The organism is Superficieibacter sp. HKU1 (assembly GCF_029319185.1).
In the GTDB taxonomy this organism is placed as follows: Bacteria; Pseudomonadota; Gammaproteobacteria; order Enterobacterales; family Enterobacteriaceae; genus Superficieibacter.
Window position 1 is genome coordinate 2753777 of sequence record NZ_CP119754.1, and the last position, 13197, is coordinate 2766973.

Sequence of the window (13197 nt, forward strand, 5' to 3'; positions counted from 1 at the left end):
TTGGAGGCGCGTTCCGGAGTCGAACCGGACTAGACGGATTTGCAATCCGCTACATAACCGCTTTGCTAACGCGCCTTTATTACTGTAACACCCGCAATTGCCGATGCTTTAAACTGGAGCGGGAAACGAGACTCGAACTCGCGACCCCGACCTTGGCAAGGTCGTGCTCTACCAACTGAGCTATTCCCGCAGTATCAAGTTAGATAATCACTTGATTTTGTTATCGTCTGGCATTCAGTGCTGCCGTTCGATGCGATGCATTCTACTTACCTGAGGCGATGAGTCAACGATATTTTTTACAACGACGGATCGTTTGCTGAAATTTACGGCGAAACGATCATGGTTCGAGCAAATCGCCGCGCGCCGCGTTCAGGTATTGCAGCATCGACCACAGGGTCAGCACTGCCGCCACGAAGAACAGCGCAGTACCCGCCCACGTTACCCACTCGTTTGGACGCCACAGCAGCCAGGTCAGCGCCACCATTTGCGCGGTGGTTTTTACCTTGCCTATCCAGGATACCGCCACGTTGCTGCGCTTGCCCAGTTCCGCCATCCACTCACGCAGCGCGGAGATAATGATTTCACGGGCGATCATCGTCGCGGCCGGCAGGGTTACCCACCAGCTGTGATAATGCTCGGCAACCAGCACCATCGCAATCGCCACCAGCACCTTATCGGCGACCGGATCGAGAAAAGCACCAAAGCGCGTGCTTTGATTCCAGCGACGGGCCAGAAAACCGTCAAACCAGTCCGTTACCGCCGCAATCAGGAAAATCAGCGCGCAAGCAAAGGGAGCCCAGACGAACGGCAGATAAAATGCCAGCACGAAAAAAGGGATCAAAATAACGCGAAACAGAGTAAGCAACGTAGGGATATTAAATTGCATAGTGACGGGTAACTATCTGTTGTCAGTAAAAATTAGCCCTATGTTGCTACAGAGCACTTAATGTTTCAACGAGTAGAAGATCTTTTCTGCCAGTCCTTGCGAAATACCCGGCACTTTTGCGATCTCTTCAACGCTTGCGTTCTGCAAACCTTGCAAACCGCCCATGTATTTTAGCAGCATCTGCCGCCGTTTGGGTCCTACGCCTTCAATCGTTTCCAGCGAGCTGGTATTTTTCACCTTCGCGCGCTTTTTACGATGTCCGCTGATGGCATGATCGTGAGATTCATCGCGGATATGCTGGATCACATGCAGCGCTGGCGAGTCCGGCGGCAGGCTGAATCCCTCCCCTTCCGGCTCGAAGAACAGCGTTTCCAGCCCGGCTTTACGGTCAGTCCCTTTGGCAACCCCGAGCAGAATGGGATGGTGTTTATCCCATTCCACGTCCAGCTCGGCAAACACGTTCTTCGCCTGACCAAGCTGGCCTTTCCCCCCGTCGATCAGGATCACGTCGGGAATTTTGCTTTCTTCGATCGCTTTGCCATAGCGACGACGCAGCACCTGATTCATGGCGGCGTAGTCATCACCCGGCGTAATACCGGTAATATTGTAGCGGCGGTATTCCGCCCGCAGCGGGCCATTGCTGTCAAAGACCACGCACGAAGCGACCGTCTGCTCGCCCATCGTATGACTGATGTCGAAGCATTCCATTCGTCTGACCTCGGGCAGCTTCAGCATCGTTGCCAGCGCCACCAGCCGCTGATGTACCGTCGACTGCTGCGCCAGCTTCGTGGTCAGCGCCGTCGCCGCGTTGGTACGCGCGAGTTTCAGGTAGCGGGCACGGTCGCCGCGCGGTTTGGTCTGCACGTTCACGCGCCGTCCGGCAAGCGTGGTGAGCGACTCTTCCAGCAGGGTTTTATCGTTGAGATTAAAATCGAGCAGGATTTCGCCCGGCAGCGTGCGCATCTGACTGCCCTGCAGGTAAAACTGGCCGACGAAGGTTTCCACAACTTCGCTCAGTTCCGTGCCTCCCGGCACTTTAGGGAAATAGCTCCGGCTGCCCAGCACTTTGCCCTGGCGGATGAACAACACGTGGATACAGGCCATTCCAGCGTCAAAGGACACGCCGATAACATCGAGATCGTCGCCGTTGTTGGAGACAAACTGTTTTTCCGTCACCCGGCGCACGGCCTGGATCTGGTCACGTATGCGCCCGGCTTCTTCAAAGTCCAGATTCTGACTGGCTTTTTCCATCCGCGCGATCAACTGCGTTAACACCTGATCGTCTTTGCCTGCCAGGAACAGACGAACGTAATCCACCTGCCGGGCGTAGTCCTCTTCGCTTACCAGCCCTTCGACGCACGGGCCGAGACAGCGCCCAATTTGATATTGCAGGCAGGGACGCGAGCGGTTGCGATAGACGTTGTTTTCACATTGCCGAATGGGGAAAATCTTTTGTAGCAATGCCAGGGTTTCGCGCACCGCATAGCCATTGGGAAACGGGCCGAAATACTCGCCTTTGGCGTGTTTTGCGCCGCGATGAGTCGCCAGACGCGGATGCGTATCGCCACTCAAAAAGATAAACGGGTAGGACTTATCATCACGTAGCAGGACGTTATAACGAGGCTGGTAAAGCTTGATGTAATTATGCTCAAGTAGCAGCGCTTCGGTTTCCGTGTGGGTAACCGTGACGTCTATTTGAGCAATCAACGCGACCAGCGCTTCCGTTTTCCGGGACGCAAGGTTGCCACGAAAGTAGCTGGACAGACGTTTCTTCAGGTCTTTGGCTTTACCAACATAAATAACGGTACCGCCGGCGTCGTACATGCGATAGACGCCGGGTTGACTGGTTACCGTTTTCAGAAAGGCTTTTGAATCAAATACATCACTCACAGATTTGCTAACGACTCCGCATTACACAGGCCATGGCGGATTGCCAGGTGAGTCAGCTCGACATCGCCATGAATGTTCAATTTGCTAAACATTCGGTAACGATAGCTGTTCACCGTTTTAGGACTGAGATTCAGTTGTTCTGAGATCTCATTGACCTTCTGACCTTTGGTAATCATCAGCATAATCTGCAATTCACGTTCAGACAAACTGGCGAACGGAGATTCCGTTTTTTCTGGCTTGATTTGGCTGAGCGCCATTTGCTGCGCAATATCTGAGGCGATGTAACGCTGCCCGGAGTAAACGGAACGGATCGCACTAATGACTTCCTGCGGCGCCGCGCCCTTACTCAGATAGCCCGCTGCACCGGCCTGCATGACCCTGGCAGGTAGCGGATTTTCAGTATGAACAGTGAGCATGATGACTTTAGTGTCTGGTGCTGCACGAGCGATTTTGCGGGTCGCCTCCAGGCCACCGATGCCAGGCATATTCATATCCATCAATACGACGTCAACGGAATTAGCCCGACACCATTTGACGGCGTCCTCACCACAGCAGGCTTCACCGACAACTTTTATGCCCTTAATATCTTCAAGAATGCGTCGTATCCCTGCGCGCACCAGCTCGTGATCATCAACAAGAAAAACGTTGATCAAAGGAATAATCTCCTGAAAAGGGATAACGCTAGTGACAACTTATCGGGAGTATATTAACGGGTTTTAGCTAAACATTGAAATGCAAAAAAACACCAGCGATAAGATTTCGCTCGCGTTTTTCAAAATTGAACGTGGTACAGGGCGTGGCGTAAGGCGAGAATGGGGTTTTGAATCTGACTTTTTTTCATCTTCGGCGTGATAACATGAAAAATACTTAACCAGACACTTAACAATAATTAACCATATGAGAACATAAAACAATTATTGGATACCCGGATTTAATCTTGATACTCATTTTCGTTATTCAGGATACCCACCGGTAACAGAACAAAAAACAACCACTGCATTTTTTGACTCAGCTTGTGATATACTCCGCCGCCTTTACTTTTACATCGCGCCAGCGCGCAGGAATCACACGAGGAAAATAAATGAGCGCACCCGATTTTTCCACTTCTGACAGTACTCAACAACTGGCTCAGGAAGTCTCTTGCCTGAAGGCGTTGCTTACGTTGATGCTACAGGCGATGGGGCAAGCCGATGCAGGCCGCGTAATTCTTAAAATGGAAAAACAAATCGCGCAGATCGACGATGAAAATCTGGCGGCGGTCTATTCCAGCACGGTTAAGCAAATTAAACAGGCTTACCGGCAGTAGCAGGAAGACCGGCTAAGAGTAAAACTCCTGGCCGGTTTTGCGTCTGGCACGCAGAACGTGGATCCCTTCAGATCAGACCAATGGCTACGGCGTAGCAGGCAATTTGCGTTTTATTGGGCGCATTGAACTTGCGCTGCATATTCTTCTGGTGAAAATTTACCGTATTCTCTGAGATGGAGAGAATAATCGCGATCTCTGCGGAGGTCTTGCCCTCGGCGGTCCACTTCAGTATTTCCAGTTCACGCTTACTAAACTTCATCTCCGGTGAGGCGACGAGTTCATCATTCAGACGCAGCAATGCTTCGGTACTTAATTCAATTAAGGTCCTCAGACGCAACTCTGTTTCATCGTCGCTGACCTTCTTATTGTGTACGTGCTGACTGGCGACTGACAGAAAGCCAGTGGCCCGATTCGGTAACACCGCACACTGGGTGATGCCGCCGCGCAACCCGTGGTCGCGAGCCGCATCCCAGAGATTCAGCGCCTCGGAGAACAAATCATCGCTCCAGTTCACGCAGCCATGTTGATAATTGTCCGTTTTTAATACGGGATCTATCGCAAAATAGTTCTCGGACTGATAATGCTTCAGCCAGGACGCCGGATAGGTTGCATGGAGCGATATTTTAGGCCGTGTAAAGGGCACCGGATGCCGGATACACAGCGAAAAAAAGTCATATTCAAGCCACTGAATTTGCTGTTGCAGCAGACTATAAACGTCCTCTGCCGCCGCCGCCGATTGAAAACGGTACAGCATGTCCCGCCGCCACGCGAAAAAGTCATTCTCCCTCATAACTGCCAGTAATTCCCCTGCACTTCAATAAATATTATCAATACATCAAGCTAACACATAAAACTTATTTATTAATATAAAATATCCGTTCTGCCCAAATAAACCGTGTTATCTGGGAAGTCGGATACCGATAAGTCAAGCTGACTCACGATATTTTTGATTTTTCAGGCCGAATGAAGGCAGGAAGGATTTTAAAAACGAAGCGGCAATGCGCTAGCTTAACTTAAGTTAAATTTATATTCCCGATAACCAGCGGCGCATCCACTGAGAGTGTGAATGCGCCAGAGCGGCATTAGCGGGTAAGAAATTTTTCCAGAAATTGCTTTGTGCGCGGCTGTTGCGGCGCGGTGAACAGGTTTTTTGCTGGTCCCTGCTCAATGATACGGCCCTGATCCATAAAAATCGCCCGATCCGCCACATCACGGGCAAAACTCATTTCATGGGTCACAATGACCATCGTGCGTTTCTCAAGCGCCAGCTGGCGGATGGTGTTCAGCACCTCGCCAACCAGTTCCGGATCCAGTGCAGACGTCGGTTCGTCAAACAGGATCACATCCGGGCGCATTGCCAGAGCACGGGCAATCGCCACGCGCTGTTGCTGTCCGCCGGACAGACGCTTTGGAAAGCTGTTCTCTTTCCCGCTTAATCCTACTTTTTCCAGTAGCTGCCGCGCGCGTAAGGTGGCCTCCTGCTTATCTTCGCCTTTAACGATGACCGGGCCTTCAATAATGTTTTCCAGCACCGTACGATGCGGAAACAGATTGAAGCTCTGGAAAACAAATCCGACATGCTGACGCAGCGTGCGGATCTTCTCTTTTTGCTGTCCCAGCGGGCGCGCGGTATCGATGGTAATGGTGCCGACCCGAATCGTTCCGCCTTCAGGCTGCTCCAGCAAGTTAATACTGCGTAATAGCGTGGTTTTGCCTGAGCCGCTGGGGCCGATAATAGCCACGACTTCGCCCTCTTCCACGTCAAGATCGATACCGTGCAGCACCGTTTGCCCGTGAAATTTCTTCAGCAAATTTTTAACTTCAATGGCACTCATTGCGGATCTCGCTCCTGACGGTTTAACCGATACTCGAAGTGGTTTTGCAGGGCAGAAAGCGCCGTCGCCATCACCCAGTAAATCAACGAGGCTGCAAGGTACATGGTAAACACTTCCAGCGTACGGGAGGTGATAAGCTGCGCCTGGCGGAACAGTTCCGGCACCTGGATAGTGGCGGCCAGCGAGGTGTCTTTCACCAGGCTGATAAAGCTGTTACTCAGCGGCGGCAGCGCCACGCGTGCGGCTTGCGGTAATATAGCCCGGCGCAGGGTCTGACCCGGCGTCATGCCGATACTGGCGGCGGCTTCCCACTGGCCTTTATCAATCGAGGAAATCGCGGCGCGCAGGGTTTCCGAAGTATAAGCAGCGGTATTTAACGACAGGCCAATCATTGCCGCCGGGATCGGATCCAGTTCAATGCCAAACTGCGGCAGGCCGTAGTAGATCATAAAGAGCTGGGCGATAAGCGGCGTACCGCGAAAAATGGAGATATAAAAACGCGCCAGCCAGCGTATCGGCAGCACGGGCGACATTCGCATTAGCGCCAGAATGAAGCCCAGCAGCAGGCCGAAGAACATTCCGCCAATACTCAGCTGTAGGGTAAATACCGCGCCACGCAGCAGGAACGGCGCGGAATCGAGGATTAACTGGAGACTCTCTTGCATTATCGTTGTTCTGCCTTAGACGTGCGGATGGTAGGCAAAGAGCGCAGGCGCGCCGCCGGTATGAATAAACAGAATCGGGCCGTCATCCTTAAAACGTTGACGGCTGATGCCATCAATCAAACCCGCCATAGCTTTACCGGTATAAACCGGGTCCAGCAGAATGCCTTCCAGCTTCGCCAGCAGCTTAACCGCCTCCAGCCCTTCCTCGGTTGGCATCCCATAGCCGGGGGCGAAATAGTCATCCCACAGCTGGATTTCTGCCGTAGCGGTCAGTTCCAGGCTCTGCGCCACAGCCTGTTGCAGGGTAACCACTTTAGGCTGCTGATCGGCCACCTTACGTGACACCGTCACGCCAATCAAATCCGCTTCCGGCATGAGCTGTTCCAGCCCAACGGCCAGCCCGGCATGCGTGCCCGCACTCCCCGAGGCCACAACTACCGAGGAGATAGTCACCGCGCCTTCGCACTGTTGCGAAATCTCCAGCGCGCTCTCCACGTAACCTAATGCGCCCAGCGCGTTTGAACCACCCACGGGGATAACATAGGGCCGAAAACCCTGTGCCTCGAGGCGGGTCGCCAGGTCACCAAGCTGCTGGTCAGGATTGTCCAGCGCGTCGCACATTTCAACCTGGACGTTGAACAGATCCAACAGCAGACGGTTGCCGTTAGTAAGATAGTTTTCTGCGGTAGTGCCAATCGGATTTTCCAGCAGCGCCACGCAGTGCAGGCCCAGCTTCGCCGCCACCGCCGCCGTCTGGCGAACATGGTTAGACTGGATCGCGCCAGCGGTGATTAAGGTATCCGCCCCTTCGCGCAGGGCGTCGGCGGCAAGAAACTCCAGCTTGCGCAGTTTGTTACCGCCGAGAGCCATCGGCGTCACGTCGTCCCGCTTGATAAAAATCTCGCGGCCTAGGTAGTCCGAGAAACGCGGCAAATATTCCAGCGGCGTCGGTGCGCCGATCAGTTCAAGACGGGGAAAACGCGTTAAATTGTGCAATGATATACCACCTCCTGGCTTATTTGTTTTTATTATGCACGCTATGCGCGAGAAATAAAAAAAGGCGCTGTGAATAGCGCCTTTTCTGTCCGGAGCGGGGTTATTTGGTCACGTCCGCGCCAAACCATTTTTCTGACAACGCCTTCAGGCTGCCGTCTTTCTGCATATCTGCAATGGCACTATCGACCGCTTTCAACAGATCTTCGTTGCCTTTACGCACCGCGACGCCAGCTTCCTGACGGGAGAACGCATCGCCGGCCACGGCCAGGGTATCTTTGGTTTTCTTTACCAGATCCAGCGCGGCCAGACGGTCAACCAGAATGGCATCGATACGGCCGACGCGCAGATCCTGGTATTTCGTCGGATCGTCATCATAAGTACGGATGTCCACGCCCTGCACGTTCTGGCGCAGCCACTCTTCATAATTGGTGCCCAGACCCACGCCGACTTTTTTGCCTTTCAGATCGGCGGCCGATTTGATGTTGCCTTCGTTGCCTTTTTTCACCAGCGCCTGAATACCCGAAACGGTGTACGGCGTGGAGAAGTCATATTTCTTTTTACGCTCGTCGGAGATGGTCACCTGGTTTATCACCACGTCGATACGTTTGGAATCCAGCGAGGCCAGCATCCCGTCCCATTTGGTCGGTTTAAGCGACGCTTTCACGCCAAGGTGCTGCGCCAGCTGTTCGGCGAATTCAACTTCAAACCCGGTCAGCTTGCCGTCATCACCCTGAAAGCTGAATGGCGGATAAGTGCCTTCCAGACCGACCAGCAGCGTGCCCCGCTCTTTCACTTTATTCAGCAGACCTTCGTCGGCGAAGGTTTTCGCGCTCACGCCTGCCATCAATGCTACTGCCATCACGCCCATCAGCGCCTGACGACCCAGAAGTGCTAGTTTCATAATTGCCCCGACCAGAGAAAAATTGACTGTATTGTAAGGCGTTAGCACAGGATCGCCAGCACCTTTGCGCTACAACTTATTCACTTTTAATATATATCACAAACTTCAGGGTACGCGAGCGCCTCTCTGTCCATCGACGCGCGGTGCCTTTGAAACTGGACATACTTACGCAGGGCAATTCGATAGTTATTAGTACTGGTGGTCGGCAGCCAGGGTTCGAGGTTTTCATCAGGGAAACCTTCATCCAGCAGCGTGCGGGAGATATTCTGCCCGGTCAGATGGCTACCAAGGCGGCGCAGGCGCACCACATATTCGCGCACGGTGCCGTGGCTCATCTCAGTGTGATCGAAAAGGTATTGTTTAAAGCCGATGATATCGAAGTAGTCGCTCTGCGTTTTGCAGTGCAGGTCGCCGCAGAAGCGGCACAGTGCGACCCATTTTTGTCGTTCCACCTGCCAGGTCTCATCATCAATCAGCATGTCGAGGCGGGAGATGGCAATTTTATTGACGATTTCGCCCTGCCGGACCAGCGTGATGCGGTCGAGCAGCTTGTGACAATGAGCGCAATGCGTCTGGCTGTGTTTAAAGTCTTTTAAATAGCGGCTTAAAGGCCGTCTTTTTACTTGCTGCACCGTCATGATAACTCCTGGTTGTCATTGCTTGTGCGGCACTTTTCAGGGGCGGTGAATTCACCACCAACCTATAACTTACCCAGGCGGCTCCTCAGACGTTTAATGGCCTGACTGTGCAACTGGCTGACGCGCGACTCGCCGACCTCCAGGACCGCGCCGATCTCTTTGAGATTCAGCTCTTCCTGATAGTACAGCGTCAGCACCAGCTGTTCGCGTTCCGGCAAGGCTTCAATCGCCTCCATGACGCGCTGGCGCAGGTTGCTGTCCAGCAATTGTTGCAGTGGATTTTCCCGTTGATGTTCGTCTGACACCAGTTCAATACCGTCGCCATGCTCTTCGTGATATTCGTCCCACGAGAAGATCTGACTATTATTGGTATCCAGCAGCATCTGACGATAATCTTCAACCGGGATGCTGAGATGCTGCGCAACTTCGGTTTCGGTTGCGCTACGTCCCAGCCGCTGTTCCAGCTGTCCCATTGCCTGCGCCACTTCGCGCGCGTTGCGGCGGACGCTGCGCGGGACCCAGTCCCGACTGCGCAATTCGTCCAGCATCGCCCCGCGAATGCGTTGCACTGCGTAAGTTGTAAATGCCGTTCCTTGCAGAGCATCGTATCGATCAACGGCATTTAATAACCCAATGCCACCCGCCTGAATCAGATCGTCCAGTTCAACGCTCGCCGGCAAGCGCACCTGAAGGCGCAATGCTTCATGACGCACCAGAGGTACATAACGCTGCCAAAGCGAGTGTTTATCCATTACACCTTCAGCGGTATAGAGTGAAGTCACGATAAACAGCCCTGCGTTAATGAGTTATCGGCATGATTATCCGTTTCTGGAGGGCTTTTAATCGGATGAATAGTGGGTGAAATGAGGGGTTATTTAGCAGTTACGACAGATCGGAGCAGTGAAAAAACCCCGCCGGAGCGGGGTTGGACAGGTCAGAGAGGCGATTAGCCCTGCAGCAGAGACAGGATCTGCTGTGGTACCTGGTTAGCTTTGGACAGCACGGAGTTACCAGCCTGCTGGATGATCTGCGCTTTAGACATGTTCGACACTTCGGTCGCATAGTCGGCGTCCTGAATACGGGACTGCGCTTCAGACAGGTTAGTGGTGGTGTTGTTCAGGTTGGTTACTGCGGAATCCAGTTGGTTCTGTACGGCACCCAGAGAAGAACGGAATTTGTCAACCATGGCAATTGCGTCGTCCAATGCAGCTAAAGGTTTATTAGTGGGACCTTCAGTTGCGATATCGTTAGATTTATCTGACAAATCTTTACCAGAAACATTGCTTAACTTATAAGTTTTGCCACTGGAAGCATCAGTAACGACTTCAGTAATACCGTCTTTACCGCCCAGTTTTACAGGCTGATCAGTTACAGCAGCACCAGTTGAATCTGTATAGCTGCCAACCTTCATTGAAACTGAGCCATCATCACTGTCTACTTCCGCTGCATAAAGGTTACCATCTTTATCCTGTAACGCGTAAGTATTAAGATCTTTACCATTAGCATCAGAGAGTTTTACGAGTGCAACATCTGCACCTAATGCAGTTTTAGTCCCAGCAGAAATGGTTACATCTGCGCCTGGAGGGCTATATTTTGTTACCTCAGTAGCATTTGTTGGGTCAACGGCCTCTTTAGTTTGTGTGCCAGACATGGTCGCAGCACCAGTATCACTTATTGTTACTTTATAATAGCCTGCGTTAGTTCCGCCTGTAGATTGAGTGTAATAGTTATCACCATCTTTATAAATCTTACCATCAAGAACGCCGCCACCAGCTAAAGCATCAGTTGAACCGGTTAAACCTGTCTTTGTAATTGTTACTGGAGCGCCATCAGGAAGCTTTTCAATTGCAGAACCAACCGTAACTTTAGCGTTATTTTCAACGTTGAAGCCATCCAGGCCCAAAGTATCGGAATTAATTTTTTTCAAATCAATTGAGATAGTTTGTCCATCATTCGCACCAACCTGAATTTTCATAGTACCGTCTTTTGCCAGTACGTCCACGCCGTTGAACTGGGTCTGACCGGATACGCGGTCAATTTCAGACAGACGGGATTTGATTTCATCCTGAATTGAAGACAGGTCAGAATCAGAGTTGGTACCGGTAGTTGCCTGAACGGTCAGTTCACGTACACGCTGTAAGTTGTTGTTGATTTCAGACAGTGCGCCTTCCGTGGTCTGTGCCAGAGAGATACCGTCGTTGGCGTTACGCGCAGCCTGAGTCAGGCCTTTGATGTTAGAGGTAAAGCGGTTAGCAATCGCCTGACCCGCTGCATCGTCTTTGGCGCTGTTGATACGCAGACCGGAAGACAGACGCTCGATAGAGGTAGACAGAGCAGACTGGTTTTTGTTGATGTTGTTCTGAGTGATCAGCGAGAGGCTGTTGGTATTAATGACTTGTGCCATGATTCATTTTCCTGTTTTGCAAGTCTACGATTAACGTGTTGGGTTTCCACCCGTCGGCTTCGTCGCCGTCAAACCTGTTATCGTCTGGTCGCTGATAACCTTTAGCTTTTTTTTCACAGCAGCGTTATTTTTCCTGAGCCGCGAAATACCCTTTTCTACCCCCCTTATTCCCGCCATTAAATAAACACAATTAATCGTAAACTTTGCGTTATTGAGGCCGATAACTCCGGTATTCGTTCTATATGTCGGTACATTAAGGAATTACTATGGCAAGTATTTCAACGCTGGGAGTCGGGTCGGGCCTGGATCTGAGCAGCATTCTGGACAGTCTGGAAGCAGCAGAAAAAGCAACCTTAAAGCCTATTTCGGCTCAGCAGTCCTCGTATACCGCCAAATTAAGCGCCTATGGCTCGTTAAGCAGCGCGCTGGAGAAATTCCAGACCGCAAATACCGCCCTGGGTAAAGCAGATTTGTTTACCGCGACCTCAACGACCAGCAGCAGCACGGCGTTTACGGCCACGACGTCCGGTAGCGCCATTGCCGGTAAATACACCATTAAAGTCACGCAGCTCGCCCAGGCGCAGACGCTGACCAGCCAGCAAACGCAGCTTGACAGTAAATCCGCGATTGCCACCAGCGATAGTACACTCACTATCCAGCAGGGTGGCGATAAAAAGCCGGTTACGATTGATATCAGCGCCGCGAACTCGTCATTAACCGGTATCCGTGACGCCATCAACAATGCCAAAGCGGGCGTCAGCGCCAGTATCATTAACGTGGGTGGCGGCGAGTATCGTCTGTCTATTACCTCCGACGATACTGGCGCAGACAACGCGATGACGTTAAGCGTCAGCGGCGACAGCGCGTTGCAGGAATTTTTAGGCTATGACGGTACTGACAGTACCAAAGGCATGGAAGAGAGCGTTACCGCCCAGGATGCTGAACTGTATGTCAACAACGTCAAAATTACCAACAGCAGCAACACCATCAGTAACGCGCTGGAAGACATCACGCTGAATCTGAGCGACGTGACCACCGGCAACCAGACCTTAACCATCACCAAAGACACCTCGAAAGCGGAAACGGCGATCAAAGACTGGGTGACGGCCTATAACACGCTGCAGGATACGTTCAGCAGTCTGACTAAATATACGGCGGTGGACGCTGGCGCTGAAAGTCAGGACACCAGTAACGGCGCGTTACTCGGCGACTCGACGCTGCGCACCATTCAGACGCAGTTAAAAGGTCTGTTAACGAACACGTCTGGTTCAACCTCTATAAAAACATTGGCGCAAATTGGCATCACGTCCGACCCGAGCACCGGGCAGTTAGAACTGGATGAAGACAAATTGAAAACCGCGCTGAAAACCGATCCTTCCGGTATCAAGGATATGTTCGTTGGCGATGGCAAAAAGACCGGGGTCACCACCACCATTGGCAGCAGCCTGACCAGTTGGCTATCTAAAACCGGCATCATCCAGGCGGCTAAAGATGGCGTGAGTAAAACACTGAATCATCTGACCGAACAATATAATGCTGCCAGCACGCGTATCGATTCACTGGTCACCCGCTACAAGGCCCAGTTCACCCAGCTCGATATTCTGATGAACTCATTAAATTCAACCAGCAGCTATCTGACTCAGCAGTTTGAGACGACCAGTAGCAGCAAAAATTAA

13 protein-coding genes and 2 tRNA genes are annotated in these 13197 nt (G+C 52.0%); 2 read left to right on the forward strand and 13 right to left on the reverse strand.

The features are described 5' to 3' along the window. Position 1: 1 nt before the first annotated feature. The 5 genes from P0H77_RS13245 to uvrY all read right to left on the reverse strand — a co-directional run bounded on the left by P0H77_RS13245 (position 2) and on the right by uvrY (position 3429). Positions 2 to 75, reverse strand: a tRNA-Cys gene (locus P0H77_RS13245). Positions 76 to 114: 39 nt separating this feature from the next. Next, positions 115 to 190 (reverse strand) — tRNA-Gly (locus tag P0H77_RS13250). Positions 191 to 337: 147 nt separating this feature from the next. Next, positions 338 to 886 carry a CDP-diacylglycerol--glycerol-3-phosphate 3-phosphatidyltransferase gene (gene pgsA / locus P0H77_RS13255; RefSeq protein WP_276157343.1) on the reverse strand — a complete coding sequence of 183 codons (549 nt, stop codon included), beginning with the start codon at positions 884 to 886 and terminating at the stop codon, positions 338 to 340. A gap of 57 nt (positions 887 to 943) precedes the next feature. After that, complete coding sequence (gene uvrC / locus P0H77_RS13260) at positions 944 to 2776, reverse strand: excinuclease ABC subunit UvrC (protein WP_276157344.1); 1833 nt, start codon at positions 2774 to 2776, stop codon at positions 944 to 946. Then, the gene (uvrY, locus tag P0H77_RS13265; protein WP_276157345.1) at positions 2773 to 3429 is read right to left on the reverse strand and encodes a UvrY/SirA/GacA family response regulator transcription factor; all 657 of its coding nucleotides are present in this window, start codon (positions 3427 to 3429) and stop codon (positions 2773 to 2775) included. The genes uvrC and uvrY overlap by 4 nt, the downstream gene beginning before the upstream one ends. A 428-nt stretch (positions 3430 to 3857) precedes the next feature. On the opposite strand from uvrY, the gene P0H77_RS13270 reads away from it, so the two are divergent. Then, a complete protein-coding gene (locus tag P0H77_RS13270; RefSeq protein ID WP_276157346.1) occupies positions 3858 to 4082 on the forward strand; it encodes a DUF2594 family protein in 225 nt (74 codons plus the stop codon). Positions 4083 to 4149: 67 nt separating this feature from the next. Here P0H77_RS13270 and sdiA read toward each other — a convergent pair whose 3' ends face one another. The 8 genes from sdiA to P0H77_RS13310 form a co-directional block, all read right to left on the reverse strand. Next, complete coding sequence (sdiA, locus tag P0H77_RS13275) at positions 4150 to 4872, reverse strand: transcriptional regulator SdiA (protein ID WP_276157347.1); 723 nt, start codon at positions 4870 to 4872, stop codon at positions 4150 to 4152. A 292-nt stretch (positions 4873 to 5164) separates the two neighbouring features. Further along, positions 5165 to 5917 carry an L-cystine ABC transporter ATP-binding protein TcyN gene (gene tcyN / locus P0H77_RS13280; RefSeq protein ID WP_276157348.1) on the reverse strand — a complete coding sequence of 251 codons (753 nt, stop codon included), beginning with the start codon at positions 5915 to 5917 and terminating at the stop codon, positions 5165 to 5167. Beyond that, complete coding sequence (tcyL, locus tag P0H77_RS13285; RefSeq protein WP_276157349.1) at positions 5914 to 6582, reverse strand: cystine ABC transporter permease; 669 nt, start codon at positions 6580 to 6582, stop codon at positions 5914 to 5916. The genes tcyN and tcyL overlap by 4 nt, the downstream gene beginning before the upstream one ends. 15 nt (positions 6583 to 6597) lie before the next feature. Beyond that, positions 6598 to 7584 (reverse strand): D-cysteine desulfhydrase, encoded by a 987-nt coding sequence (gene dcyD / locus P0H77_RS13290; protein ID WP_276165131.1) that lies wholly within the window; start codon positions 7582 to 7584, stop codon positions 6598 to 6600. A gap of 94 nt (positions 7585 to 7678) precedes the next feature. Continuing rightward, the gene (gene tcyJ, locus P0H77_RS13295) at positions 7679 to 8479 is read right to left on the reverse strand and encodes a cystine ABC transporter substrate-binding protein (RefSeq protein WP_176918948.1); all 801 of its coding nucleotides are present in this window, start codon (positions 8477 to 8479) and stop codon (positions 7679 to 7681) included. Between the two features lie 86 nt (positions 8480 to 8565). Beyond that, on the reverse strand, positions 8566 to 9117 hold the full coding sequence (gene fliZ, locus P0H77_RS13300) for a flagella biosynthesis regulatory protein FliZ (RefSeq protein ID WP_276157350.1): 552 nt from the start codon (positions 9115 to 9117) through the stop codon (positions 8566 to 8568). A 62-nt stretch (positions 9118 to 9179) separates the two neighbouring features. Beyond that, positions 9180 to 9899, reverse strand: coding sequence for an RNA polymerase sigma factor FliA (locus P0H77_RS13305; RefSeq protein WP_276157351.1), 720 nt, complete (start codon positions 9897 to 9899; stop codon positions 9180 to 9182). Between the two features lie 164 nt (positions 9900 to 10063). Continuing rightward, complete coding sequence (locus P0H77_RS13310) at positions 10064 to 11521, reverse strand: flagellin (protein ID WP_276157352.1); 1458 nt, start codon at positions 11519 to 11521, stop codon at positions 10064 to 10066. 266 nt (positions 11522 to 11787) lie between these two features. On the opposite strand from P0H77_RS13310, the gene fliD reads away from it, so the two are divergent. After that, the gene (gene fliD / locus P0H77_RS13315; protein ID WP_276157353.1) at positions 11788 to 13197 is read left to right on the forward strand and encodes a flagellar filament capping protein FliD; all 1410 of its coding nucleotides are present in this window, start codon (positions 11788 to 11790) and stop codon (positions 13195 to 13197) included.